This is a genomic window from Mycobacterium sp. 360MFTsu5.1 (genome assembly GCF_000383495.1).
Lineage (GTDB): Bacteria > Actinomycetota > Actinomycetes > Mycobacteriales > Mycobacteriaceae > Mycobacterium > Mycobacterium mucogenicum_B.
This window is the reverse complement of record NZ_KB911464.1, coordinates 269,495-293,885: the sequence shown is the minus strand read 5'-3', so window position 1 is coordinate 293,885 and position 24,391 is coordinate 269,495. Positions and strand designations below refer to the sequence as shown.

Here is a 24,391-nt window from a genome sequence, read left to right as displayed (position 1 = left end):
GCCCTAGGGCCGCAGCGATTCCACGAACGGTGGTTGTGGGTAGGTTGGGGGTTTGGGCATTTCAAGAGATATTTTCGCCATTTGTCCGAATCCCACTCACCCTCACAGACATCAGTTCGGGATTGCTCTACGTCCCCTGAGCAGCGGGTCCGCCCGATTTCCAGAACGCCGGCAAATTTTCGACTACCAGCGCATACTCGATGCGAGATTGTCTCGATGGCCAAAGGAAATCGGTGGTGAATCTTTGCCGTGACTGATTCACAGCGCGTCGATCGATCCGATGTCTGCATTCTCGGCGCCGGTATCGCCGGCCTCAACGCGCTGGCGGTCGCCGCCCAATACCTGGGGCCCAATGGCAAAGTCGTCCTCGTAGACCGGCGGCCGCGTGTCGGCGGGATGTGGCTCGACACCTACGACTACGTACGCCTTCATCAGCCGTATCAGCTGTTCACCGCCGGCAACATCAAATGGACGCTGGGTAGGGAACGCGGTTACCTGGCGAGCAAGCCGGAGATCCTCGACCATTTGCAGCACTGTATGGATGTGGTGGCCCGGCGAGTCGATCTCGACGCGCGCTTCGGCTGGGCCTACGTATCGCACGAGGAGACCGACGGCATAGTCCGGGTGACGCTGCGGGACCCTTCAGGACATGAGCGACTGGTGGAGACAAAGCGGTTGATCAAAGCGTTCGGCTTCCAGGTCGAGCCGAACCCGCCACTACCCGTTACCAGTCATCGCGTCCGGTCGACCACACCCAACGACCTTGCCCAGGTCATCGAATCCGACGCGCCGGTGTGGATTATCGGCGGCGGCAAGACCGGCCTGGACACCGCCCACCTGCTCATCACCCGTTGCCCGGGACGCGAGGTGAATATGGTGGTAGGCCGCGGCTCGATCGCACTCCGACGGGATGTCCTGCTGCCTGAAGGGATTCGTGGGCGGTGGTTCGGCGGGCTGCCGTTCACCACCCTCGGGGACGGACTCGCCAAGCGCTACGACGGCACCAACGAAGACGAGGTCCTCCGCTGGTATTACGCCACGCTCGGTACCGGCCCAACCGGCGAGAAATGCGACTTCGCGCATGGCTTCGGCGGCGTGACGTCCGACGCGGAAATGGCTGTCATCAACGGCGGCCTCCGCCGGGCCGACAACGAGTACTTCACCGACGCGGTCGACCGTGATGGCTCAACGGAACTCAAGTTCCGCAGCGGCCGCACCGAGCAAGTACCCCAAGGCACCTGGTTGGTCAACTGCACAGGACTGTTGTTGCGTGGCTCGCATCCGTATGAACCGTTCGTCTCACCGTCGGGACGCACATTGTCGATTCAACAGAGGTCGACTGCCATTCCCCTCACGCTCCAAGCGGCGTATTTCCTGACCCACTTGATGTTCACGGAAGGGCTGCACACCCTGCCGTTATATGAACTCGACGCCGAGGACTTGCGCGACAAGATGGGGCGGTCCCCGGTCCCCCCAGGCTTTCCCCTGACTCTCTACAACCTGAGTTTGGCCTTCGACTATTTGCCTAACAAGGTATTCGCCGGTTTCGGCTCGGACCTGTTGCTCTGGTATCCGCTGCCTCGACGGCTGGCCGCGATGGTGCGGTTCCAGCGCACGCACCGCCGGGACCGGGAACGTCATCGGGCCACGCTCGACACGATCCACAAGCGCTACGACGTCCGCTGCGGGCCGTTGGAGCATCTCACGGGCCAGGTCTAACCGCGTTCTGCGAGAACGTGTTTCAGACGCCGGTTGCACCATCGATCCGTTCGCGGATGACGTCGGCGTGCCCGCAGTGGCGGGCGTACTCGGCGATCATGTGCGTGTAGATCCAGCGCAGGCTCACCTCGCCGCCCATGAACGGGCTGGTGTCGTCGAGCCGGCGCGCGGCACAGTTTGCACGCGCATGGGCGACCTCGTCGTGCCAGATGCGAAACGCAAGCGGGTACGACGACTCCGGTGACAGCTCGAACCCGCCGTCGTGGCCCTCGGGGTGATCCGAGGGCCCGAAAATCGGTGGTGCCTGCTCACCGGCGAGCACCCGGCGGAACCAGTTGCGCTCCACCTCCGCGGCGTGCCGCAGCAAGCCCAGCAGCGTCAGCTCAGACGGCGGTGCGGACGCGGTGCGCAGCTGCTCGTCGTCGAGGCCCTCGCATTTCGCCGCCAGCGTCGCGCGGTAGAAGTCGAGCCAACCCTCGAGTGTGGTGCGCTCGTCGGCATTCATGGGCGGCACCGGCCGCTGCACGGAAGTCACGCTTCTCGATGGTGCCAGGCCATCCCGACATTCTGCCGATCGCCGAGGAAAATCCCGTTTCTGTCGAAATCCGGGGTAGTCGTTCGTGTAGAAGGTGAAGGGTGGCAACCGGCCGCCCCCAGATCGAGGAGTGACGGTCATGCACTACCTACTCGCCATGCATCAGCCGGTCGGCGATCCGCCACCGCCGGACGTGCTGGGACCGATCATGGATGCGCTGGACGCGGTCGAGCACGATATGAAGGCGGCGGGCGTGTGGGTGTTCTCCGGCGGCTTGCACGGTCCCGATGCGTCGACCGTCGTGCGGGTCAGCGACGGCACCGTCCTGACGACGGACGGCCCGTACGTCGAGGGCAAGGAACATCTGGGCGGATTCACCATCATCGACGTGCCTGATCTGGATTCCGCGCTCGGCTGGGCGCGCAGGCAGGCGGAAGCCGTGCGGCTCCTACCCATCGAGGTGCGCCCGTTCCGGGGCGATCTGAGGAGCTGAACACAACCGTGCCGCAGATGGCGCCCGTAGAGATCGCCGGTGTGTTCCGGCGGGAGTACGGGCGGGCGGTGGCCGTCCTGGTCCGTCGATTCGGTGACATCGACCTCGCCGAGGAGGCGGTCCAGGACGCCTTCACCAAAGCGGTCGATCGCTGGCCCCAGACCGGCCCGCCGCCGAGCCCTGCCGGATGGATCATCACCACCGCCGCCCACACGATCGTCGACCGGTTCCGCCGGGAATCCGTCCGCGGCGAGCGACACGCCCAGGCGGCACTGCTCTACCCGGCGGCCGATGGCGAACAGCCCGAAGAAGGCCCCGTGCACGACGACCGGCTCCGCCTGATCTTCACGTGCTGTCACCCGGCGCTCGCTCTTGATGCGCGGGTCGCACTGACGCTCCGCCTGCTCGGCGGCCTATCCACCAAAGCGATCGCCAGCGCCTTCCTGATCCCGGAAACCACTGTCGCGCAACGGCTGGTCCGCGCCAAGCGCAAGATCCGCGATGCCCGCATCCCCTACCGCGTGCCGCACGACAGCGACCTGCCCGACCGTCTGCACGGGGTACTCGCCGTGGTGTACCTCATCTTCAACGAGGGACACACCGCCAGCTCGGGCGACGATCTCGTACGGGCCGATCTCACCGGCGAGGCGGTTCGGCTCGGCCGGCTGCTGGCCGAGCTGATGCCGGACGAGCCCGAGATATGGGGACTGCTCGCGCTGATTCTGCTGACCGATGCACGACGCACGGCGCGGACAGATGCGGACGGCAATCTGGTGCTGCTCACCGACCAGGACCGCAGTGAGTGGGACCGCGGCCTCATCGGAGAAGGGCAGGCGTTGGTGCGCCGATGCCTGCGCCGAAACCAGCCCGGGCCCTATCAGATCCAGGCCGCCATCAACGCCGTGCACAGTGACGCGCCGACTGCCGCCGCCACCGACTGGCGCCAGATTCTCGCGCTGTACGACCAGCTGATGGCCATTGCCCCGACTCCCGTTGTCGCGCTCAATCGCGCCGTGGCGGTCGCCGAGGTACATGACCCGCAGCCCGCGCTGGACCTGGTGGAAGCGCTCGATCTGGCCGGCTACCACGTCTACCACGCGGTCCGCGCCGCATTGCTGTCTCGCCTCGGCCGCACAGCCGAGGCGGCCGAGGCCTACCGCCGCGCGGCCGCGCTGACCGCGAACCCCATCGAGGAGGCATACCTGCGCCGCGCTCACGACGCCTTGGACAGTTGACCGGATCCCGACCGTCAGCGCGATTTCGTCAGCAGGTCGACGAGTTCGACCGGATGCGACAGCATCGCCATGTGGCCGCCGGGCATGACCTCGGGTTCGATGCCGAGACGATCCGCGACCACGCGCCGCATGAATCCTTCGGGGAAGAACCGGTCGTCGCGGAAGAGGATGAACCGCGTCGGAACCTGCGGAAGTGCTTCCGCCGGCCACGGTTTCAGCGACGGGGTCTCGGATTGCGCGCGTTCGATCTCTTCCGCGACCACCGCGAGGTCGACGCCGTTGTAGTACAGCGCGACGGCATCGTCGATGTCGTACCCACCCACTGCGGCCGCTTCCCGTTGCGCGGCAACACATCCGGTGGCGCTCCACCAATCACCGGGGCGCTCCCCCGGCCGCGGAACCATCGCCGAGACATAGACCAACTCCGCCGCACCGACCCGCGGACAGGCCAGCGCTCCCGTGAAGCCGCCGAATGAATGCGCCACGACCACAGGAGGTTCGCCGTCATCGAGTCGTTGTGCCGCGACCACGTCGGCATAGGTGTTCAGATCGGCCGCATCATCGTCGCACGGCAGGTCAACCGCGATTCCGCGATGCCCACGAACAGCCAACTCGCGCAACACAAATCGCCAGTACGACGGATCGCACCCACCACCCGGAACGAGCAGGAACGTCGTCATGAGGCCGCGGTCACAGCCTTCCGACGACGAAAGTCGCGGCCTGGTCAGCCATTCCGTTCGAGCCGTACGTGATGTGCGCGAACGACGGCCCAGCGGCGGGCGCCCCGTTGCAGATGGTGTCGTCGGGCACGCACAGCTCGATCGTCTTGGCCACATACGCGGGCCCGATGGCTATCGGTGGCGCGCCGATGTCCGCCATGAACTGAGACGAGGGCTTTCCGAACAGCACAAGCGCCGCAACGTGGTTCGCGATTGCCGGCGGCATCGGCTTGGGCGCGTACCAGGTGTACTCCGCCAAATCCGCCGGGATCTCCTTCGGGAGCGCGTTCGCGGTCGTGAACCCCGACACCACCGCGCCCTGCGAATATCCGCCGAGGACGATCCTGGTCTGCGGGCAGGCCGCCGCGGTCGCTTCGACATGCGTGGCGGCGTCCTTGACCCCGTCGACGACGCTCTGCACGAAGTCCAGACGGTTCCCGAAATCGCTGCTGGCCGCATAGTTCACCGGATACACCGCGACGGACTTGTTGCCTGCCTGTGCCTGCAGCGCATCGACGAGCGCGCGGCCGGCCATCCCGATACCCGGTGGCTCGCTGGTGCCGCGGGCGAACACCACCTCGACATCGGGACAGGGCTCGGCGGACGCCGGTGGCGCCGGAGCACCCACAAAAGCGGAAGCGACGACCGTGGCGACCCCGGCGAGGTGGGGTAACCGCCTGGCGTGGAACAGCTTGATGATGTCCATATCAGCTCCAGCTCACTGCGACCGGCCTTTCCATGCTGACACACAGCAGATGGCGGGCGATACCCGCGAGCCACAGGAATCTGCCAAGAATCCACCAAGGGCGGCATCTCACCATTGCTCACAACGGTCGACGCAGGCCGAACCAGCGAGAGGGAGACACCATGATCACCACCATCAAAAAGGCCGCGGGCACGGCGCTGCTGTCGGGCGGCCTGACACTGATCGGTTTCGGACTGGCTTCGGGCACCGCCCAGGCGTTCAATCCGCAGCCGGAACCTCCGACCAAGCCGACCGTCTCGGTCCAGTCGCACACCACCGCGCCGAGTTCGATCGGTGGCGGCAGCTCCACCGCACCCAAGGTGACCGCCGGCGGCGTCCGCGGATGCGACGGTTCGGTGTAGCCGAGGGGCCGAGGTCAGCCGACGGTCAGCGTGTCCCCGGCGACCGTCACCGTCTTCGGCGCCAGCGGTTCGTCCGCCGGCCCGGTGACGACGGAGCCGTCGACGACGCTGAATTTGCTTCCGTGGCAAGGACAGTCGATGGTGCCGTCGGCGACCTTCGACAGCGTGCACTGTTTGTGGGTACAGACCGCGGTGAACGCCTTGAACTCACCGGCCTTCGGCTGAGTGACGACGACCTTCGCCGCGGCGAGAACCACGCCCCCACCCACCGGGACGTCGGCTGTCTTCACCGACGGGGACGCGGCCTTGGTCTCAGTGCTCGTGGACTGGCTGCCCGACGACGGCGACTCTTTCCCGCCGCAGGCGGCAAGCACCATCCCGGCGCTGACGGCACCCGCGCCGAGGAGTACTCCCCGGCGGCTCGGGTGTCCGGTTTCGGCCATGGCCGGCTTACCGCCGGCCGCCTCCGGCGTTGTACCCGGGCGAGGCCACTTCGTCCTCGGTCAACTGGTAGGGCGGCGTGAACAAGCTGGGGTCGTCGAGCGACGACTCAGGAGCGTTGAACGGTCCCTGCGCCGCTTCCGGGGCCGCGGGGCCGTCGGCCGGCGGCACGCAGGTGCCTTCGGAGGCGACCAGGCCGTCCGAGCACTGGAGTTCGTCAGCGTGCGCGATCGGCATGCTGATCAATGCAGCCACCGCTGATGCAACGCCGAACGTTGCTGCCCCCATTGACATGCGAGCGAATCGCGTCGTCGTTGCACTCATTTCATACCCACTCTCCGGCGCTATCTGGTCCGGTGAAGGTAGCACCCTTGAGGCTGCTGTGATGGTTCGTTCCTGCACTTGAGTCAATTGCGTTTACACACTGTTTTCACAGCAGACCGTAGGCCTGCTCCAGCGCCACCAATGCCGCACCGGTCTTGATGGCCAGCTTCTGCATGTGCGGCATCGAGTCGCGGCAGCCGGTGAAGCCGAAATTCAATGTGCCCGAATAGCTTTGACACGTGATGTTCAGGCCGACACCATGGACGGGAATCGACACCGGATAGGTGGACACCAGCTCGTTGCCGCGGAAGTACAGCGGGTAGTCGGGTCCGGGGACGTTCGACAAGATGACGTTGTAGGACGCCGGGGCCACCTTGGGGGCACCCACTGTCGCAGCCCCGGTCTGCACGAGGAACGGCGCCATCAGCGCCGCCGTATAGGCGAGGATCGCCGTACTGGTCATCCCCGACAGCTGATCTTTGGCCGCCTTCGTCGACGCGCTGATGGCCTCGATCCGCTCGCGGGCGTCGGCGAGGTCGGTACCGAGGGTCGCGAGAATGGCGCCCACGGCATTGCCGCCGCCGGGATCGTCTTTCGGCCGAATGTTGACCGGCAACATGGCGATCAGCGACTTGTCGGGCAGGGCGTCGAGTCCGAGGAGATAGTCGCGCAGTCCGCCGCCACAGATCGCGAGCGCGACGTCGTTGAGGGTCGCGCCGGCCGCATCGGCGACGGCCCGCAAGCGCGCGATGTCGTACTGCTGCGTGGCGAACCGCCGGCTCCGGCCGATGCGACCGTTGAAAATGGTGTGCGGCGCCTGCCCCGGTCCGACGAGCGGATTACTCCTGCTCACCGCGGTCATGGCCAGCTTGGCGAACGCGGCAGGCAGATCGATGACGGTCGACAACTCCGAGGTGATGGATCGCAGCAGCCCACCGATGTCGGGAATGAGGCTGCTGTCCTTCTCGTCTTTCTTGCGCTCCCGCTTCGGCACCGGGTTCCGGAAGAACAACGGGGTGTCGGTATCGGAGGGGTCGGTCGACATCGACCGGATGAGCGTCTTCATCGCCGTGTAGCCGTCGACGAGCGAGTGGTGCATCTTCACGTACAACGCGACGTTGCCGTCGTCGAGGCCCTCGATGATGTGCAGCTCCCAGGGCGGTCGCGTCAGGTCCAGTTGCCGAGCATGCAAGCGGGAGATCAGGATTCCCAACTCGCGCTGGTCGCCGGGACGCGGCAACGCGGACCGCCGTACGTGATACATGACGTCGAACTTCGGGTCCTCGACCCACCGCTGCAGCGGATTGAGCAGGAACCACGGCGTCTGCAGTTTCATGTTCCACGGCGGCTCGATCTCGTTCGACCCGTAGATCTCGTCGCGCAGTTGATCCAGGATGTCCCCAGCGTCGCCCGACGTCGGGCGGAACTGCATGAGTCCCGCCACGTGCATCATCGTCTCGGGAGATTCGGCCGCCAGGAACATCGAATCGAGCGGCGACAGTCGTTTGCTGGTCACCCGGGTGAACATACTGCGGTCACCGCGCGAAGACGGCGCCTTCGACGAGGATCGTGGTCCCGACCGCAATCAGGACCATCGGCAGCAGCCCGAGGTACGGCAGCACGGCGGCCGGAAGCAATGCCGCACCGAGAAGCGCGGCGCATATCGATACCACCACGATGGCGACGAAGCCCAGATACTGCCCCGCGATGACCCTCGTCGCCGCACTGCGGTGACCGCGCGCCTGGCCGAAGAACACTGCGAGTACCACGAGGTCGTCGATGTTGGTGACCGCGAACGTCGCGACCGCCGACGAGATGGTGGTGACGCTCATCGCGGTGGACGATACGGGACGCCGCCGGTCCGCAGCGCAGAGTTCGTCTCGCGGCTACCTGGCCGATGCCGGCCCATGACACAGTGCCCGCGTGACCGTCGACTCGGCGAGTGGCCTGCAGCGCGCCGTCGACCGATTCCACCGGGGCTGCGAACTGGCCGTCAGCCGGCTGCCCTTCGGACTCAAAACGGTTGTCGCTCCGACGTTCCTGGGCTTCGCCCTAATCAACGGCTGCACGTTCGCGATCGACCTGTTGTTGCTCACCGGACTGCGCGACGGGCTGGGGCTGCCACTGGCGGTGGCGGTCACGGTGTCGTACGTCTGCGCGTTCGGGCTCAGTTACGTGCTGAACCGGATCTTCAACTTCAGTTCGCACGGCGCGGTCGGTCCGCAGTTGGCCGTCTACGTCGTCGTGGTCGCCGTCAACTACCTGGCGTTCATCCTGGGGGTGTCGACCGGATTGTCGGCGCTCGGCGTCGAGTACCACGTCGCCCGGATGGCCGCGGGCGCCTGCGAGGCGGTCTACATGTACGCGGCGATGCGCTGGGTGGTGTTCCGGCGCTGACCTTGCGGTGACCTGCGTCTCATGGCATGCAAAGATGCTGCAGCGGTGTTAATTTCGCCTGGTCAAGTTGTACTGAGGTACCAAACGGGGGTAGTCGGGGACGGCAGGGCACATCAGACGCGCCGGCGAGAATCATTCGCTCCACGCCGCCATCACCGCCGCTGACTCATCAGCGAGATTCCACGTACGTCACCACGGGCGACATCGTCGCCCGAATGGTCGCGCGCTGCGTATCAACCGCAATCCCCTCCTCGTGCACAGATTGGAACTGCCCCGTGGCCGGTTTGAACCGCTGCAGTGCAACAGGTTTCGTTGTCGCACTCTGCGTGGCGATCAGTGTGCAGCCGTCGGCGGCGGCATCGGTTGAAAGCCCCGACGTCACCTTCTATCTGCAGGGCACGTGCCTGTGCGACGTCTCACCCACCTCACGCGAGGCCCTCGGGTTGGCCGACGGATATCTGGATTCCAGCGGCACCATCCATGGCATCGGCTACCCCGCCGGCCTGTTGTTCGGAGCTGACGCCGTCATCGGTACCACCAAGGTGAACGCGACCCTCGCCACGGTCCCCGACGGCGCCGACGTCACCCTCGCCGGCCTGAGCCAGGGCGCCATCGTCCTGAACTATGTGAAACTTTCGCGCTCGCTGCAGGATTCGTTCAGCCGTCGTCGTGCAGACAATCTCCAGTTCGTGACCTTCGGTGACCCGCAGAACACCACAGGCGGCATCACGACCAAGAATCCGGCACTGCAACTGTTCGCACCGAACGTGCCAAGGGCAAGCGCATACCCCACCACCGAAATCGTCCGCGAGTACGACGGCTTCTCGGATTGGCCGGACAAGCCGACGCGTTTGGCTGTCCTCAACGCCGTCATGGGAATCGGATTCGTGCACACCGACTACGGGTCGGCCGCCAACCCGGCGACACCGGGAACGCTCACGACCGTCCGCACCAATGCCGCCGGCGGCACCACCACGCATTACGTGGTGCCCACCCGGCGATTGCCACTCACACAACCGTTGCGTGATGCCGGGCTGAACACGTCCCTCATCGACGCCCTGCTCCGACCGCAGATCGATCGGGCCTACGTCCGCCGCCCGCAGGTCGCACCGCGCGAACCCGCGGCCCGGCCGTCGATCGTCGCCCTGGCTGCAAAGGCTCTGGGCAGGGCCAAGCCGGCGCCACCCCAGAGCGCGGACGCGTCGGCTGCGAGGGAAGACAAAGAGAAGGCGCCGAAGCCTAAGCGGGGGTTCGGTTTTCGGAAAACTCGCCATGGCGGGGAATCGAGGAGGTAATTCGCATGTGGGTCAAGACGCAGACCGTGACGCTGTCGGTGATGTGCTCGGCAGCCGTCGTGGTCACCAGTGCCGCGCCGGTTCTCCCGACGACGCAGCCGACGCCGGTGCACAGCGCCGAGTACCGGTACGCGCTGACGGCGGCGGCCGTCGACGCCGCCTTCAACCCGATTCGGTACGTCGGCAACGTCGGCGGTGCGGCCCAGGCCGTCGCCTCCGACGTGATCTACTGGCAGACACCGGACTTCCCGCTGCTGGTGCTGAGCGCACAGGTCGACTCCAGCACCGGCCAGTACGAGGCCGTGGAGAAGGTGACGTCGACGGCGGCGCACCTGCAGAGTCTGGTCAGCGCGGTCACCGCGTTCCCCGGCGCATCGTCCTCACCTCAGGTGAAGCAGCTGGTCAGCGGAATCGGGTCGGCAGGCGCCGCCGCGGCCGGCGCCACGCGGACCGTGACGGCCACGCTGGCGCCCCACCTCGCACCGCTGACCCCGGTGATCTATGTCGTCAGGGTGCTGCGGGCAGCGGTCGGCGTCTACTACGCCGTCGCCACGCTCTCGACCACGGGAGTCGGCACCGTGCTCAGCGGGCAGAACCCGTTGACGGCGGTTGCCAACGTCGTGTCGTCGGTTCAGAGCCTGGCCAACGTCCTCACCCACGCGCCACGGCCGGCCGCCGCGGCTTCGACCGGTACGACCGCCGAGTCGACCACCCAATCGACCGCCACCGCGGCGCAAACGGCCGCGAAGCCAACGGCTGGTGTCACTCGGGCCCTGACAAAGGGCACCAAATCCCAAGAGAAGCAGGAAGAGTCGCCCGCCTCCGAGCGCAAATCGGCAGCCAAGAAGCCAGGTGACCACGCCACGGCACCCAAATCGGCTGCCACACCGGCCAAGTCGAAGCCGTCCGACGCGGACCAGTCGACGGCTGCCGCCGACCCGCAGGATGCCAAGCCGGCCGCGCCCACCAAGAAGTCCAAGCGCGCGGCCAAGAGCGACGACTCGTCGGCCAAAGCAGACACGGGCAAGGCGGACACGGCCAAGGCAGACACCTCCAAAGCGTCCAAGGAGAAGGGCGACCGCGGGAGCCGTAAGCACTGAGCGTCGGTGCGCGTGCGCTAGAACGGAGGTACGCGACCGCACCGACGAAGGGGACGCCCGCCATGGCGAAGACGCACCACTACGAACTCGACGTGACGTGGACCGGCAACACCGGCACCGGAACCTCGGGCTACCGCGAGTACGACCGCGCGCACGATGTGACCGCGGATGGCAAACCGACGATCCTCGGCAGCGCTGATCCGTCGTTCCGCGGCGACCCGCAGCGCTGGAACCCCGAGGAACTGCTCGTGGTCTCGCTGTCGCAGTGCCACATGCTGTGGGTGCTGGCCCTGTGTTCGCAAGAGGGCATCGTGGTGACCGGTTACTCCGATCACCCGTCGGGGACCATGACCCAAACCCCGGACGGCGGTGGGCATTTCACCGAGGTGGTACTGCGCCCGGTCGTCGAGATCACCGACGACCGGCACCGCGAGGCCCTCACGAGCGTCCACGAGCGGGCACATCATCTGTGTTTCATCGCCAATTCCGTCAACTTCGACGTCCGGTGCGAAGCGCAGGTGAGCGTCGCCGAATCGGCGTGACCCACGGTGACCCCGTGGGAAAATGCCGCATGGCCATCAAGATCGACGCACTCGATTCCGCGCTGCTGTCGGCGCTGGCGACCGACCCGCGCACCCCGATCCTTGAACTGGCGTCGCGGCTGAAGGTCGCCCGCAACACCGTGCAGGCGCGCATGAAGCGGCTCGAGGAATCCGGCCTCGTTCGCGGCTACCCGCCGAACATCAACCTGTCCGAACTCGGCTTCGCCGTGCACGCGCTGGTCTTCATCGAGACCGACCAGACCAAGATGGACGCCATCATCGAGGCGCTGCGGGATGTCCCGCACGTGCTGGAAGTCCACGCGACGACGGGGCGGGCGGATCTGCTGGTCCGGATCGCCGCCCAGACACAGGAAGAACTGCTCAGCGTCATTCAGCGAGTGCACCGGATCGACGGGGTCAAGCACTCCGAGACCATGCTGGCGATGGCCACTCCGGTCGAATACCGATCACTCCCCCTTGTGCAGTACGTGACGGGGCGTCGAGCAAAATGATGCGTGCGTCACAGTGCGCCACGTCACAATTGAGCAGTCTGATCAATATTTTCGCCGACTGTTGACGCAGAACACACTCCACGGCAGATTTCGCTGCACCGATTGCAGTTAGTTCTCGCTTTGCAGCTCACGATCTGGGTTGTGGGAAGTGTGGAGGTTGTCAGTGACCAGTGTTCTGTCCCGATCCGAACTCGCCGCGACCAGTCCGGCCGCGCCCGGCGCCCCCTACTATCTTCAAGACCGGTACCGCGCCGGCGCCGGCCCGGTTCTGCTCACCGGCGTGCAGGCCATCGCGCGGATGATGGTCGAGCAGCACGTCCGCGACCTGCGCGCCGGCCGCCGCGTCGCGACGTTCGTCTCCGGCTACCAGGGCAGCCCCCTCGGCGGCGTCGACAAGATGCTGCTGGGCATGCCGAGCGTCCTGACCGAGCACGACGTCGTCTTCACCCCCGGGTTCAACGAGGAACTCGCCGCCACCGCGGTCTGGGGCAGCCAGACCGACCTGCCTGCCGGCAAGGCAACCCACGACGGCGTCATCGGCGTCTGGTACGGCAAGGGGCCCGGCGTCGACCGCGCGACGGACGCGCTGCGCCACGCCAACATGTACGGCGTCAACCCTCGCGGCGGCGTGCTGCTGCTGGTCGGCGACGACCCGGCCTCCAAATCCTCGACCGTGCCCGCCGTGAGCGAGCGGTCCCTCGCGGCCCTCGGTATCCCGGTCCTGTTCCCGCGCAACGCCGAAGAGATCATCACGATGGGCATGCAGGGTGTCGCGCTGTCGCGGGCCTCGGGTTGCGTCGTGGCGATGAAGATTGTCGCCGACGTGGCCGACGGCGCCTGGACGGTCGATGCCGACGTCGCCGACTTCGCGATCACCGCACCCGAAATCCTCTGGGACGGAAAGCCGTTCACCTACGTCCAGCGGCCGATGGCCGCCCCGGCCGACAGCCTGCTCGCCGAGGCCGACCTCTACGGTCCGCGCTGGGCGACCGTCCGTGCCTTCGGTGACATCAACCAGCTGGACGTACTCGAGGTGGATCCGGTGCGCGCCAAGGTCGGCATCGCCGCCACCGGCACCACCTTCGACGCCGTCCGCCAGGCGCTGCTCGACCTCGGCGTCGACGACGCGGCACTGCACCGCGCGGGAATCCGCCTGCTGCGCATCGGAATGCCGTATCCCGTCGGGCAGGAGTCTGTCCGGACGTTCGCGCGCGGTCTCGAGCAGGTGATCGTCGTCGAGGACAAGACGGCGTTCATCGAAACCCAGGTCCGTGAAATCCTCTACGGCACCGCCGATGCCCCGCAGATCGTCGGCAAGCACGACGCGGCCGGTGCGCCGCTGTTCCCCCTCGGCGGCGAGTTGACCGCCGCGCGCCTGCTCGCCCCGCTGCGCCGGGTGCTGCGCGATCACGTCGAGCTCAAGCGCACCCCGCCCCCACCGCTGTCGCTGGAAGTGTTGTCCGCCAAGCGAACCGCCTACTTCTGCAGCGGCTGCCCGCACAACCGTTCCACCGCGATCCCGGAAGGCTCCATCGGCGGCGGCGGCATCGGCTGCCACACCCTGGTCACCATGTCCGGCCGCAGTGACAGCGCCGTGGTGGGTCTGACGCAGATGGGCGGCGAGGGCAGCCAGTGGATCGGGCAGGCGCCGTTCACCGACGTGCCGCACCTGTTCCAGAACGTCGGCGACGGCACGTTCTTCCACTCCGGACAGCTCGCGGTGCAGGCCTGCATCGCGGCCGGGGTCAACATCACCTACAAGCTGCTCTACAACGAGGTCGTCGCCATGACCGGCGCGCAGGACGTCGAAGGCGGCCTGGTCGTGGCGGGCCTCACCCACAAACTGACGGCCGAAGGCGTCAAGCAGATCATCATCTGCGCCGACGAACCCAAGCGGCACAACAAGAAAGCCCTCGCCAAGGGCACGCTGTTGTGGCACCGCGACCGGCTCGACGAGGCGCAGAAGGTGCTGCGGGACATCCCGGGCGTCACCGTGCTCATCTACGACCAGCACTGCGCCGCCGACGCCCGCCGTCAGCGCAAGCGCGGCACACTGCCCACCCGCAACACCCGCGTGGTGATCAACGAAGCCGTCTGCGAGGGATGCGGCGACTGCGGCACCAAGTCGAACTGCCTGTCCGTACAGCCGGTCGACACCGAATTCGGCCGCAAGACCCGCATCGACCAGACGTCGTGCAACACCGACTACACGTGCCTCGACGGCGACTGCCCGTCGTTCGTCACGGTCGAGCTGACCCCGGACAAGAAGGGCCGCAAGGCATCCCGGCGCAAGGCGCCGGAGCCGCCGCGGGTCGCGGATCCAGGGTTCGGTGTCCCGACCGGCACCCAGAACGTCCTGCTCGCCGGCATCGGTGGCACCGGCATCGTCACGGTCAACCAGGTGCTCGCGACCGCCGCACTGCGCGCCGGTTACGAAGTGAAGAGCCTCGACCAGATCGGCCTGAGCCAGAAGGCCGGACCGGTCGTGTCGCACCTGCGGTTCTCGACAGCCGCCCTGGAGCCGTCCAACCGGCTCACCTCGGGCAGCGCCGACTGCATCATCGCGATCGACCTGCTCACCGCGACCGACAACCGGAACCTGGCCTACGGCAGTGCCGAACGCACCGTCGCGGTCGCCTCGACGAGCCAGACCCCGACCGGCGACATGGTGTACGACAAGTCCGTCGCCTACCCGGAGACGCAGTTGCTGCTGGACCGGCTGACCGCCGCCACCCGCACGCTGACTCATTTCGATGCACTGGCCGCGGCACAGGCCCTGTTCGGCAACACCGCAGCGGCCAACTTCCTGGTCGTCGGCGCCGCCTTCCAGAACGGCGGCCTGCGCCTGCCCGAGGCGAGCATCGAAGAGGCCATCGGCATCAACGGTGTCGCGGTCGCCGCCAACGTGGCAGCGTTCCGCTGGGGCCGTGTCGCGGTCGCCGATCCGGCCGCGTTCGCCGCCGCCGTCGACTCCGTGCGGCCCAAGGCCGCGCCCGCCGTGGCGAGCCCGGAGCTGTTGGCCAGCACCACGTTCGACGGTGAGGTCCGCCGGCTGGTCGAACTGCGCGCCGGTGAGCTGGTCCGCTACCAGAGCGCGAAGGTCGCGCGGCGCTACGTCGAAACGGTCCAGGCCGTATGGCAGTCCGAGCGCACCATCACCGGCAACACGGCGTTCAGCGAGGCCGTCGCCCGCGGGCTGCACAAGTTCACGGCCTACAAGGACGAGTACGAGGTCGCCCGGCTGCTGGTCGATCCGGCCTTCCTGGCGGACGTGCAGGCGCAGGTGCCCGGTGGGGAGAACCTCACCTACAAGCTGCATCCGCCCGTCCTGCGCGCCATGGGCCGCACGAAGAAGGTCGGTTTCGGGCCGAAATCGCATGTGGCGCTGAAGATGCTGGCCAAGGCCAAGGTACTGCGCGGCACCAAGCTGGACCCGTTCGGCTATGCCCACGTCCGGAAAGTGGAGCGGGAGTTGCTGTCTCACTACACGGCCATGGTGCTGCGCCTGGCGGCCGAGCTGACCGTCGACAACTACGCCACCGCCGTCGAGGCAGCCGGACTGCCCGACATCGTCCGCGGCTACGAGGACATCAAACTCGGCAACGTCGAACTGTACTGGGCCCGCCTGCGCGAGCTCGGCATCCCGGCCTGACCGGCCACCACCGCAGCTGTCCTGCCGCCACACCTGCGGCAGCGTCAACCCATGCCGCCGAACATGCGGCACCAGAAAGGAAGTAGTAGTGACCTCTGTGTCCACCTCACCGGTGTCCACCCCCGCCGGAGTCTTCGGTCGCTCGCACAAGTTGAGCTCCCGCAGTCACGAGCAGGTCGTCTTCTGCGAGGACGCCGAGTCCGGCCTCAAGGCCATCATCGCCATCCACTCGACGGCGCTGGGCCCGGCCCTCGGCGGCTGCCGGATGTACCCCTACGCCGACGAATTCGAGGCACTCGAGGACGTGCTGCGGCTGTCGTGGGGCATGACATACAAGGCCGCGGCGGCCGGGGTGAACCTGGGCGGCGGCAAGTCCGTGATCATCGGCGACCCGACCAGCGACAAGAGCGAAGCGCTGTTCGCGGCCTTCGCGCGCTACGTCAACACCCTGGGCGGACGGTACGTCACCGCGGGCGACGTCGGCACCAACACCGATGATCTCGACATCATGGGCAAGTACACCTCGCACGTCACCGGCCGCAGCGCCGTGGCCGGCGGCTCGGGTGACAGTGCCCGCCTCACCGCGCTCGGTGTCTTCAACGCGATGCGCGCGGGCGCCGAATCCGTTTGGGGCGCAGCGACGTTGGCCGGTCGGACCGTCGGTGTCGAGGGCGTCGGCAAGGTCGGCCGCGAACTCATCGCACTGCTGCTCGCGGACGGCGCGGACGTGTACGCCACCGATGTGAACGCCGCGGCACTGCTGCGCCTGTCGAACGACCACCCGTCCCTGCGCCTCCTCAATTCGGTTGCCGACGCCCCTGTCGATGTCTATGCTCCGTGTGCCCTCGGGTCTACGCTGACGCCTATGAGCGCTGACACCATCGAGGCGAAGCTGGTTTGCGGTGCCGCAAACAACCAGCTCGCGACCCCGGACGTCGAGCTGTTGCTCGGCCGTCGCGGGATCACCTGGGTACCTGACTACGTCGCCAACGCCGGCGGCCTCATCCAGGTCGCCGGTGAGCTGCACGGCGCGGACCGCACTGCCGTCGAGGCCGACGTGACCCGCATCTACGACCGCTGCCGCGACATCATCGCCACCGCGCGCGAGGCGGGCATCAGCATCGGCGCCGCCGCGAACCTGTTCGCCGAACAGCGGCTCGACGGAGCCATCTGATGGGCGCCGGCGGCGGGCTTTTCCGCACCAAGTCGGTCGAGCAGTCGATCCGGGACACCGATGAACCCGATTCGAAGCTCCGCAAAGACCTGACGGCAAGGGATCTCACTGTTTTCGGCGTTGCCGTCGTCATCGGCGCCGGCATCTTCACCCTTACCGCTCAGACCGCGGGCAACATGGCGGGGCCGGCCGTGTCGGTCGCCTTCGTCATCGCGGCGATCACGTGCGGGCTCACCGCGCTGTGCTACGCCGAGTTCGCCTCGACTGTGCCCGTCGCCGGCAGCGCCTACACCTACGCGTACGCCACCTTCGGTGAGCTTGTCGCGTGGATCATCGGCTGGGATCTGATCCTCGAGTTCGCGCTCGCGGTATCCGTTGTCGCCAAAGGCTGGTCGCAGTATCTCGGCCACGTACTAGGCGGGACGGTGTCACCGGTGGTGCACCTCGGGTCGGTCAAGTTCGACTGGGGTGCGCTGGTGATCATCGCCATCGTCGGCGTGCTGCTGGCCACCGGAACCAAGCTGTCATCGCGAGTTTCGGCCGTCGCCGTGGCGATCAAGCTGTCGGTGATCGTGCTGATCCTCGTTGTCGGTGCCACCTACTTCAAGGCCTCGAACCTCACGCCGTTCATCCCGGCGGCGCAGCCCTCGGCGAAGGCGGACGGCGTACACCAGTCAATGCTGGCCTGGCTCACCGGAACTGGCGGCACGAGCTTCGGGTGGCTGGGTCTGCTGACCGCCGCCAGCATCGCGTTCTTCGCCTTCATCGGCTTCGACGTGGTCGCCACCGCTGCGGAAGAGACCCGCAACCCGCAACGCGACGTTCCCCGCGGCATCTTCGGCGCGCTGGCCATCGTCACCGTCTGCTACGTCGCGGTGTCGTTCGTCCTTACCGGCATGGTGCCGTACACCGAATTGCAGGGAGAAAATGCCACCCTCGCAACGGCATTCGCCCTCCACGGTGACACGTGGGCCAAGAACATCATCTCCATCGGCGCGTTGGCGGGCCTGTCTACCGTCGTGATGGTGATGTTCCTCGGCCAGACCCGCGTCCTGTTCGCGATGTCCCGCGACGGTCTGCTCCCCAAGCGGCTTTCGCACACCGGCAAGCACGGCACCCCGGTGCGACTGACCGTCATCGTGGGCGTGGTGTGCGCGGTACTGGCAGCGTTCGTGGACTTCGGCACGCTTGCGGGCATGGTCAACATCGGCACGCTCGTCGCCTTCATCCTCGTGGCGATCGGCGTACCGATCCTGCGGCGCACGCGGCCCGATCTCGAGCGCGGCTTCCGGGTGCCCTTCGTCCCCGTGATACCCATCCTCGCAGCACTGTCGTGCCTGTGGCTGATGATCAACCTCGAGGTCGAGACCTGGCTGCGGTTCGTCGTGTGGATGGTGGTCGGCGTCGCGCTGTACTTCGTCTACGGCAGGTCTCACTCGAAGCTCGCGCAGCGAAAGGCCGAGGCGCACAAGCACCTCAACGTCACCCAGATCGCGGCGTGACCCTCAGCTGCAGGTAACGCGAATCTCGAAGGGTTTGGTCACCATCACCGGCGGTAGCGCTGCCGTCACCCCGGTAGCGCTACCGCTGATGGTGTACGTGTTGCCGTCCTTGGACGCGGTGGCCTGACCGCCCGACATGCCCTGCTGGTAGCCGAGGATGACGCCATTGACGTTGCCGAGGATCACCGAGTGCACGGTCGCGGCGTCGGGTGTCAGGACGACCGCCACTCCCGAAACCTTCTGTCCGATGGCGATGTTGAAGTTTCCGACGGCGTTGGTACAGACCACATTGCCCGTGATGTTCTGCCGCACCCCGTCGACGGTCACCTCGGCTTGGCCCGGTGGCGGATTGCCGGTCGCCGGTTGAGTTGGCGAGGCCGTCGTGGTGGATGCCGACGAGGACGTGGACTTGGTGGTGGTGCTACTGCTGGTCGAGCTCGTCGTCTCCGACGGCGGTTTCTCGGAACTGCAGCCCGCGGCCCCCACGATGACTGCCATGCCCAGCACACCGATCGCAACCTGTTGCCTCATGGCGCCCCTCTTGTCGTCGTCGCAAACCCTGCTTGACCACATCTACGCCGTTGAACCGGTCGCCGCATTTCTTTTCTGAGATGCGACGACCGGCTCTCTCCGGTGGCTACGGCACCATGCCTACATCGGCATGAAATTGCCGAACCACCAGAAGTCCCACTGCTCGATGGCCAGCCTGCCGGCAATCAGCGAATACCCCACGGCGGCAGTCATAAACGGACCCAGGTCTATGGCGTCGGGTGATTGGGGAGAAAGACGTCGTCGAGGGTGACCGTGCGCAGGTTCCGGGTGCGGACCATATCGGCGAGCCGGTCGAAGACGTGCGTCACCGGGGCGTGGTTGAGGTGGCCGAGGACGATGTTCTGCGGACGGAAATGCATGTCGGCCATCTTCACGATGTAGTCCTCGGTGATGACCGTCGAATCGGCCAAGGACCCCGTCCACATCGTCGTGACGGTGTAGCCGAGGTCGGCGGCGACGGCCCGGACGGCAGCGTTGTGCCGGCCGTACGGCGGCCGCAGATACGGTCGCGCGTCGATGCCGTACGTGTGGGCCAGGAACGCATGATTGCGCTGAATCTGGTCGGCGATCTGCGCCGGCGACTGCGTGGTGAGGTCCGGATGCGACCAGGTGTGGTTGCCCAGCTGAATCTGGCCCGATTCGACCAGCGGCCGCAGCAGTGGCGCATTGTCGGTCCAGGACCGGTAGGTGCCGTTGACGAAGAACGTCAGCCTGATGCCGGTGTCCTTCGCGAACTGGGCGTACAGCCGCACGACGTTGCTGTCGACGCCGTCGTCGACGGTGAGGGCCAGCAGGTCGCCGTGGCCGGGCAGGACGCTCAGCACGCCGGTCCCGGGCAGTGCGACGCGGGCCGCGGCCGGTGGTGGTGGCAGCAGCGCCGGTTTTGTTGTCGCGGCTGCGCGCAGCAGTTCCCGCGGGTGCGGCGAGGCCGCGGCGTGGGGCGCCGTCAAGGCGGTGGCCAGCGCCGTTCGCGCCACCTCGATGGTCGCCACGGCAGGCGGGATGGTGATGGCTGCGCCGAGGCCGGCCAAGAAGGCTCTTCGGTTCAGCACGGACACGGCCCGGAAAGTATCAGCAATTCCTGGCAATCGCTGAAGGGGCGCCTGCGATCAGTCGAGGCAGAACTCGTTGCCCTCCACGTCCTGCATGACGATGCACGACTCGTTGATGTCGTCGGCGGGAAGCAGCCGCACCCGGACCGCGCCGAGCGCGACCAGCCGCTCGCACTCCGCCTCGAGCGCTGCGAGGCGTTCCTCCCCGGCCAGCCCGGTGGCCACCCGCACATCCAGGTGCACCCGGTTCTTCACCGTCTTGCCTTCGGGAACGCGCTGAAAGAACAGTCGCGGGCCGACCCCTGCGGGATCGACGCACGCGAACTTCGAACCTCGGTGTTCGGGTGGCAGCGCGCGATCGAAGTCGTCCCACGTTGCGAATCCCGGCGGCGGCGCCGGGACGACGTACCCCAGCACGTCGCACCAGAACCGCGCCACGCGCTCGGGTACCGCGCAGTCGAACGTGACCTGAAACTTCTTGACATCAGTCATTATTCGCCTCAGCGGTTCAGCTTACGAAGGCCGGCGACGGTGTCGGCCAAGGTGATTCGCGGATCGCGGTAGGTGACACCGAGTTCGCGCTCGCTCGGGGTGTCATCCGAGTCGGGCATCTGGGTGTAGTACTGCATCGCCGCTTCGGTGAACGGTGTCTGGAACGGCAGCAATGGTCCCAGCCGATCGAGCACCTGGCCGGCCATCCGCAGCACCGTGTCGGGAATCGGAACGGAGAGCATGGTCTTATCGCCGACTTCGCTCAACAGCCGGGCCAGCTCGTCCACCGGAATGCGATGGCCGCCCGCCATGTAGCGGCGGGGTCCCTTGCCCGGCTCCAGCAATGCCGCGTGGAGATCGGCCAGATCCCGACCGTCGACCACCGTCCACGCCGCGCTGCGACCCGGAATCGCCCCGAGTTGAAGTGCCTGCGCCACGCCTTCGCCGGCCTCGCCGAACTGGTTGCCGACCGGCGGACCCATGACCATGCCGGGATAGGTGATGTTCACCGGCGCCCCGGCGTCCTGCATCCCGCGGGCGTAGATCTCGACCTGGGCTTTGGACCGCCCGTAGCCGTCCGTACCGCCGAACACCGGAAGGTCGGCCTCGAGCTTCTCCACATCGGGATTGAACAGCGCGGTGATGCTCGATACGTGGATGATCGGATCGAGGCCCAGTTCCACGGCGCCGCCCAGCACGTTGCGCGCACCGTCCATGTTGGTGCTCAGCATCTGCGCCGCCTGGTTCGGATCGGTGGCGACCAGCGCCGCGGCGTGCAGCACGGCGTCGCACCCGTCCAGCGCGCGCAGCACCGAGTCACGATCGGTGATGTCGCCGACCACATGGTCAGAGACGTCGACGCCCAATTGGGCCACACTGGTCTGCAACCGAGCCGCGTTGCGCACCAGGAACCGGACCGAATGTCCCTTGTCCGCAATGGCTTTCGCACTCCAACCACCGACGAACCCGGTCCCGCCCGTGACCAGCACCCGCATGACGCCTACCCCCTCCGAAGTGAACTGCCGCTGCCCAGACGCTAGTACCTGCCATCACGCCGCAGGGTGGATCCGCGCGATGTAGACATCGCGTCTGACGATGCGTGGTGCTTCGGGCCCGGTGGTACGTGGTATTTGACCGTCGTCAGGCGCCACAACCGTAGGCTGCCGCTGTGCACATCGACGTGATGACAGTTCCGCAGCCCTTCGCTCAGATGGGCGCACTCGCCCAGCGCGCCCAAGCCGCCGGATTCTCCGGTCTTCTCCTGACCGAGACCGGCCGGACCGCATATCTGAGCGCGGCGGTCGCGTCCCAGGCCGCGCCCGGACTCGAACTTTCCACCGGTGTCGCGGTCGCGTTTCCGCGCAGCCCCTTTGTCACGGCGGCCTCGGCGTGGGAGCTGCAGGAAGCCACCGGCGGCAAGTTCAGGCTCGGTCTCGGTACCCAGGTGCGGACGCATGTGGTGCGGCGCTACGGCATGCCCTTCGAACAGCCGGGCCCGCGGCTGCGCGACTACGTGCGCGCCGTGAAGGCGTGTTTCACGGCCTTCCGGACCGGCAAGCTCGACCATCACGGCGATTTCTACGACCTGGACTTCATCACGCCGCAGTGGAGCCCGGGACCCATCGATGCGCCCGATCCCAAGGTCGACATCGCCGCGGTGAATCCGTGGATGCTGCGCATGGCCGGCGAGGTCGCCGACGGCGTGCACATCCACCCACTCGGCGAGCCGGGTTACGTCGCCCGCCACGTGCTGCCCAATGTGGCTGCCGGAGCCGAGAAGGCGGGCCGCTCCCCCGCCGATATCGACACGATCATCCCGGCCATGACGATTGTCGGCGACACCGACGAAGAACGCCACAACGAACGTGAATTCGTCCGCGCCAGCATGAGCTTCTACGGCAGTACCCCCAACTACGCGTTCATCTGGGACGAAGCCGGTTTCGAAGGCACCACCGCGCGCCTGCGGGAGAAGCAGAAGGCCGGCGATATGGCAGGCATGATGGCGCAGATCACCGACGACCACATCGCCGCCTTCGCCACCGAATCCACCTGGGATGACCTGGCGGACAAGCTGATTGCCAAGTACGAGGGTGTCGCTACGCGCGTCGTTCTCTACAACGCCCTCGGCGGGACCGACCGGTTCGAACGGTACGGCGAGATCGCCCGGCAGTTATCGGCGCGCTAGCGCCGGCTAGCCCTGCACCGTCGGGCGGATGGTGATGTCGCCGATTTCGACGTCGTGCGGCTGCTCCATGGCGAACGCAATCGCACGTGCGACCGCCTCCGGGGGCAGGCCGAAGTCATCCATCTTGCGGCGAATCTGGTCGCGAAAGGCGGGATCGTCGATCGCGGCATCGAGCTCGGTGCGGACAAAGCCTGGAGATATCGACGTCGTTCGTACGACGCCACTCGTCGACTCCTGCCGCAGACCTTCCATCAGCGTTCGCACCGCGTTCTTGGTGGCGGCGTAAACCGCCTGCCCCGGAACGATTTTCAGCCCTGCCGTCGACACCGTCGTGATGAAATGCCCGGCACCCTGCTGCTGGAATACAGGTAGCGCCGCGGCGATGCCGTGGAGCACGCCGCGCAGGTTCACGTCGATCATCTCCGACCAGCCGTCGGTGTCCAGCGCGGCGACGGGTCCGATCTTGCCGATCCCCGCATTGCTCACCAACACATCCAGCCGGCCGAACTCGTCCACCGCGCGAGCCACCAGGGCGTCCACGTCGGCACGCAGTGTCACATCGGTCGTGCACGTGACGACCCGCCCGCCGGCGGCGCGAATCTCGCCGCCGAGATCGTCGAGCCGGGCGCCCCGGCGGGCACCGAGAACCACCGCCGAGCCACGTTCGGCGAGCAGCCGGGCTGTTGCTTCGCCGATGCCACTGCTGGCACCCGTGATGGCGACGACTTTCCCTGCGATACCGGTCATCTCAGCCCTGTCTACGCGCCGTGTCCGGGGTTGAGATCCTTCACGTCGTCGAAGAACACCGGGCGGCTCGCGGCGCCGGAGGCACCGCCGGCGACAGGTGCCAGCAGATGCCCCACATGGTCGCCCATGTCGAACCTCGCGATGATCTCACCGACGAACCAGGCCAGCGCCGAATCGAGTACCGGAGTGCCTTCCGGCCCGACGTGCCAGTCGCATCGCTCGAATTTGTCGACGGCATCACCCGTCTCACCGCCGAACAGTTCGGCCACCTCCAACTGCTCGCGCGGCAGCAGATGCACCGCGAGATGGGTTGCCGTCCGTGCGATCGAGGTCGTGCGATTCTCCGTGGACAGCCCGACGAGAAACCTCGGCGGATCGATGCTCGCCTGCGTGGCGAAACCGACGAGGCATCCGCCGGACTCGCCGTCGGCCTGCACGGTGACAACGAACATCGGGTAGTCGAGCACGTCGACGAAATCGTCAAATGCGGTGTCTGGTTTCATCACCGGTCCTGGCCTCGGGTTTTGGGATACCGGAGTTGGGGTAGCCACTGCTCATTCTTGCAAACCGTCAACGGGCCCCGTCGATGGTCGATACCGGAAGAAGGCCGATGTCG

26 protein-coding genes are annotated in these 24,391 nt (G+C 66.8%); 13 read left to right on the top strand and 13 right to left on the bottom strand.

What is annotated here, in order from left to right:
• Positions 1 to 249 precede the first annotated feature (249 nt).
• Positions 250 to 1,719: an FAD-dependent oxidoreductase gene (locus H289_RS0108265; RefSeq protein ID WP_020100303.1), complete on the top strand. Its 1,470-nt coding sequence runs from the start codon at positions 250 to 252 to the stop codon at positions 1,717 to 1,719.
• Between the two features lie 22 nt (positions 1,720 to 1,741).
• On the opposite strand, the gene H289_RS0108260 is transcribed toward H289_RS0108265, so the two are convergent.
• Positions 1,742 to 2,224 (bottom strand): DinB family protein, encoded by a 483-nt coding sequence (locus H289_RS0108260; RefSeq protein ID WP_020100302.1) that lies wholly within the window; start codon positions 2,222 to 2,224, stop codon positions 1,742 to 1,744.
• Positions 2,225 to 2,393: 169 nt separating this feature from the next.
• On the opposite strand from H289_RS0108260, the gene H289_RS0108255 reads away from it, so the two are divergent.
• Entirely contained in the window at positions 2,394 to 2,747 is a 354-nt protein-coding gene (locus tag H289_RS0108255) for a YciI family protein (protein ID WP_036420360.1), read from the top strand.
• A gap of 17 nt (positions 2,748 to 2,764) precedes the next feature.
• The gene (locus tag H289_RS0108250; protein ID WP_020100300.1) at positions 2,765 to 3,982 is read left to right on the top strand and encodes an RNA polymerase sigma factor; all 1,218 of its coding nucleotides are present in this window, start codon (positions 2,765 to 2,767) and stop codon (positions 3,980 to 3,982) included.
• 14 nt (positions 3,983 to 3,996) lie between these two features.
• Here H289_RS0108250 and H289_RS0108245 read toward each other — a convergent pair whose 3' ends face one another.
• Together H289_RS0108245 and H289_RS0108240 are read right to left on the bottom strand one after the other, a co-directional pair.
• Entirely contained in the window at positions 3,997 to 4,662 is a 666-nt protein-coding gene (locus H289_RS0108245; protein WP_020100299.1) for an alpha/beta fold hydrolase, read from the bottom strand.
• Between the two features lie 10 nt (positions 4,663 to 4,672).
• Positions 4,673 to 5,407 (bottom strand): cutinase family protein, encoded by a 735-nt coding sequence (locus H289_RS0108240; RefSeq protein ID WP_020100298.1) that lies wholly within the window; start codon positions 5,405 to 5,407, stop codon positions 4,673 to 4,675.
• A 161-nt stretch (positions 5,408 to 5,568) separates the two neighbouring features.
• On the opposite strand from H289_RS0108240, the gene H289_RS0108235 reads away from it, so the two are divergent.
• Complete coding sequence (locus H289_RS0108235; RefSeq protein WP_020100297.1) at positions 5,569 to 5,808, top strand: hypothetical protein; 240 nt, start codon at positions 5,569 to 5,571, stop codon at positions 5,806 to 5,808.
• 14 nt (positions 5,809 to 5,822) lie between these two features.
• On the opposite strand, the gene H289_RS0108230 is transcribed toward H289_RS0108235, so the two are convergent.
• From H289_RS0108230 to H289_RS30045, 4 genes are all read right to left on the bottom strand, one after another.
• A complete protein-coding gene (locus H289_RS0108230; protein WP_020100296.1) occupies positions 5,823 to 6,251 on the bottom strand; it encodes a QcrA and Rieske domain-containing protein in 429 nt (142 codons plus the stop codon).
• A 7-nt stretch (positions 6,252 to 6,258) separates the two neighbouring features.
• A complete protein-coding gene (locus H289_RS0108225) occupies positions 6,259 to 6,486 on the bottom strand; it encodes a hypothetical protein (RefSeq protein ID WP_029118845.1) in 228 nt (75 codons plus the stop codon).
• 193 nt (positions 6,487 to 6,679) lie between these two features.
• A complete protein-coding gene (locus H289_RS0108220) occupies positions 6,680 to 8,101 on the bottom strand; it encodes a WS/DGAT/MGAT family O-acyltransferase (RefSeq protein ID WP_020100294.1) in 1,422 nt (473 codons plus the stop codon).
• Positions 8,102 to 8,108: 7 nt separating this feature from the next.
• Positions 8,109 to 8,405 (bottom strand): cadmium resistance transporter, encoded by a 297-nt coding sequence (locus H289_RS30045; protein ID WP_020100293.1) that lies wholly within the window; start codon positions 8,403 to 8,405, stop codon positions 8,109 to 8,111.
• Between the two features lie 91 nt (positions 8,406 to 8,496).
• On the opposite strand from H289_RS30045, the gene H289_RS0108210 reads away from it, so the two are divergent.
• The 8 genes from H289_RS0108210 to H289_RS0108175 all read left to right on the top strand — a co-directional run bounded on the left by H289_RS0108210 (position 8,497) and on the right by H289_RS0108175 (position 18,747).
• Positions 8,497 to 8,970: a GtrA family protein gene (locus tag H289_RS0108210; protein WP_020100292.1), complete on the top strand. Its 474-nt coding sequence runs from the start codon at positions 8,497 to 8,499 to the stop codon at positions 8,968 to 8,970.
• A 326-nt stretch (positions 8,971 to 9,296) separates the two neighbouring features.
• The gene (locus tag H289_RS31750; RefSeq protein ID WP_020100291.1) at positions 9,297 to 10,265 is read left to right on the top strand and encodes a PE-PPE domain-containing protein; all 969 of its coding nucleotides are present in this window, start codon (positions 9,297 to 9,299) and stop codon (positions 10,263 to 10,265) included.
• A gap of 5 nt (positions 10,266 to 10,270) precedes the next feature.
• A complete protein-coding gene (locus tag H289_RS0108200) occupies positions 10,271 to 11,365 on the top strand; it encodes a hypothetical protein (RefSeq protein WP_020100290.1) in 1,095 nt (364 codons plus the stop codon).
• A 62-nt stretch (positions 11,366 to 11,427) separates the two neighbouring features.
• Complete coding sequence (locus tag H289_RS0108195; RefSeq protein ID WP_020100289.1) at positions 11,428 to 11,907, top strand: OsmC family protein; 480 nt, start codon at positions 11,428 to 11,430, stop codon at positions 11,905 to 11,907.
• 29 nt (positions 11,908 to 11,936) lie between these two features.
• The gene (locus H289_RS0108190; protein ID WP_020100288.1) at positions 11,937 to 12,419 is read left to right on the top strand and encodes an Lrp/AsnC family transcriptional regulator; all 483 of its coding nucleotides are present in this window, start codon (positions 11,937 to 11,939) and stop codon (positions 12,417 to 12,419) included.
• A gap of 163 nt (positions 12,420 to 12,582) precedes the next feature.
• Positions 12,583 to 16,071 carry an indolepyruvate ferredoxin oxidoreductase family protein gene (locus H289_RS0108185; RefSeq protein WP_020100287.1) on the top strand — a complete coding sequence of 1,163 codons (3,489 nt, stop codon included), beginning with the start codon at positions 12,583 to 12,585 and terminating at the stop codon, positions 16,069 to 16,071.
• A gap of 88 nt (positions 16,072 to 16,159) precedes the next feature.
• The gene (locus tag H289_RS0108180; RefSeq protein ID WP_020100286.1) at positions 16,160 to 17,245 is read left to right on the top strand and encodes a Glu/Leu/Phe/Val dehydrogenase dimerization domain-containing protein; all 1,086 of its coding nucleotides are present in this window, start codon (positions 16,160 to 16,162) and stop codon (positions 17,243 to 17,245) included.
• Positions 17,245 to 18,747 carry an amino acid permease gene (locus tag H289_RS0108175; RefSeq protein WP_020100285.1) on the top strand — a complete coding sequence of 501 codons (1,503 nt, stop codon included), beginning with the start codon at positions 17,245 to 17,247 and terminating at the stop codon, positions 18,745 to 18,747. The genes H289_RS0108180 and H289_RS0108175 overlap by 1 nt, the downstream gene beginning before the upstream one ends.
• Before the next feature lie 3 nt (positions 18,748 to 18,750).
• Here H289_RS0108175 and H289_RS0108170 read toward each other — a convergent pair whose 3' ends face one another.
• The 4 genes from H289_RS0108170 to H289_RS0108150 form a co-directional block, all read right to left on the bottom strand.
• Entirely contained in the window at positions 18,751 to 19,278 is a 528-nt protein-coding gene (locus tag H289_RS0108170; protein WP_029104945.1) for a lipoprotein LpqH, read from the bottom strand.
• A gap of 227 nt (positions 19,279 to 19,505) precedes the next feature.
• Positions 19,506 to 20,357 (bottom strand): polysaccharide deacetylase family protein, encoded by an 852-nt coding sequence (locus H289_RS30035; RefSeq protein ID WP_020100281.1) that lies wholly within the window; start codon positions 20,355 to 20,357, stop codon positions 19,506 to 19,508.
• A 51-nt stretch (positions 20,358 to 20,408) separates the two neighbouring features.
• Entirely contained in the window at positions 20,409 to 20,843 is a 435-nt protein-coding gene (locus H289_RS0108155; protein ID WP_020100280.1) for a VOC family protein, read from the bottom strand.
• Positions 20,844 to 20,851: 8 nt separating this feature from the next.
• Entirely contained in the window at positions 20,852 to 21,838 is a 987-nt protein-coding gene (locus H289_RS0108150; RefSeq protein ID WP_020100279.1) for an NAD-dependent epimerase/dehydratase family protein, read from the bottom strand.
• A gap of 173 nt (positions 21,839 to 22,011) precedes the next feature.
• On the opposite strand from H289_RS0108150, the gene H289_RS0108145 reads away from it, so the two are divergent.
• Positions 22,012 to 23,028: a TIGR03617 family F420-dependent LLM class oxidoreductase gene (locus tag H289_RS0108145; RefSeq protein ID WP_020100278.1), complete on the top strand. Its 1,017-nt coding sequence runs from the start codon at positions 22,012 to 22,014 to the stop codon at positions 23,026 to 23,028.
• Positions 23,029 to 23,034: 6 nt separating this feature from the next.
• Here H289_RS0108145 and H289_RS0108140 read toward each other — a convergent pair whose 3' ends face one another.
• Together H289_RS0108140 and H289_RS0108135 are read right to left on the bottom strand one after the other, a co-directional pair.
• Complete coding sequence (locus tag H289_RS0108140; RefSeq protein ID WP_020100277.1) at positions 23,035 to 23,775, bottom strand: SDR family oxidoreductase; 741 nt, start codon at positions 23,773 to 23,775, stop codon at positions 23,035 to 23,037.
• Positions 23,776 to 23,786: 11 nt separating this feature from the next.
• Positions 23,787 to 24,281, bottom strand: a complete 495-nt coding sequence (locus H289_RS0108135) for a flavin reductase family protein (RefSeq protein ID WP_502685697.1) — start codon at positions 24,279 to 24,281, stop codon at positions 23,787 to 23,789.
• Between the last annotated feature and the right edge of the window lie 110 nt (positions 24,282 to 24,391).

What these genes read in the sequence shown, in the direction of transcription:
- H289_RS0108240 (WP_020100298.1), bottom strand. Translation starts at nt 5,407, where the DNA reads ATGGACATCATCAAGCTGTTCCACGCCAGGCGGTTACCCCACCTCGCC.
- H289_RS0108175 (WP_020100285.1), top strand. Translation starts at nt 17,245, where the DNA reads ATGGGCGCCGGCGGCGGGCTTTTCCGCACCAAGTCGGTCGAGCAGTCG.
- H289_RS0108140 (WP_020100277.1), bottom strand. Translation starts at nt 23,775, where the DNA reads ATGACCGGTATCGCAGGGAAAGTCGTCGCCATCACGGGTGCCAGCAGT.
- H289_RS0108255 (WP_036420360.1), top strand. Translation starts at nt 2,394, where the DNA reads ATGCACTACCTACTCGCCATGCATCAGCCGGTCGGCGATCCGCCACCG.
- H289_RS0108220 (WP_020100294.1), bottom strand. Translation starts at nt 8,101, where the DNA reads ATGTTCACCCGGGTGACCAGCAAACGACTGTCGCCGCTCGATTCGATG.
- H289_RS0108225 (WP_029118845.1), bottom strand. Translation starts at nt 6,486, where the DNA reads ATGCCGATCGCGCACGCTGACGAACTCCAGTGCTCGGACGGCCTGGTC.
- H289_RS0108195 (WP_020100289.1), top strand. Translation starts at nt 11,428, where the DNA reads ATGGCGAAGACGCACCACTACGAACTCGACGTGACGTGGACCGGCAAC.
- H289_RS0108235 (WP_020100297.1), top strand. Translation starts at nt 5,569, where the DNA reads ATGATCACCACCATCAAAAAGGCCGCGGGCACGGCGCTGCTGTCGGGC.
- H289_RS0108155 (WP_020100280.1), bottom strand. Translation starts at nt 20,843, where the DNA reads ATGACTGATGTCAAGAAGTTTCAGGTCACGTTCGACTGCGCGGTACCC.
- H289_RS30045 (WP_020100293.1), bottom strand. Translation starts at nt 8,405, where the DNA reads ATGAGCGTCACCACCATCTCGTCGGCGGTCGCGACGTTCGCGGTCACC.
- H289_RS0108170 (WP_029104945.1), bottom strand. Translation starts at nt 19,278, where the DNA reads ATGAGGCAACAGGTTGCGATCGGTGTGCTGGGCATGGCAGTCATCGTG.
- H289_RS0108190 (WP_020100288.1), top strand. Translation starts at nt 11,937, where the DNA reads ATGGCCATCAAGATCGACGCACTCGATTCCGCGCTGCTGTCGGCGCTG.
- H289_RS0108150 (WP_020100279.1), bottom strand. Translation starts at nt 21,838, where the DNA reads ATGCGGGTGCTGGTCACGGGCGGGACCGGGTTCGTCGGTGGTTGGAGT.
- H289_RS0108260 (WP_020100302.1), bottom strand. Translation starts at nt 2,224, where the DNA reads ATGAATGCCGACGAGCGCACCACACTCGAGGGTTGGCTCGACTTCTAC.
- H289_RS0108245 (WP_020100299.1), bottom strand. Translation starts at nt 4,662, where the DNA reads ATGACGACGTTCCTGCTCGTTCCGGGTGGTGGGTGCGATCCGTCGTAC.
- H289_RS0108250 (WP_020100300.1), top strand. Translation starts at nt 2,765, where the DNA reads ATGGCGCCCGTAGAGATCGCCGGTGTGTTCCGGCGGGAGTACGGGCGG.
- H289_RS0108230 (WP_020100296.1), bottom strand. Translation starts at nt 6,251, where the DNA reads ATGGCCGAAACCGGACACCCGAGCCGCCGGGGAGTACTCCTCGGCGCG.
- H289_RS0108200 (WP_020100290.1), top strand. Translation starts at nt 10,271, where the DNA reads ATGTGGGTCAAGACGCAGACCGTGACGCTGTCGGTGATGTGCTCGGCA.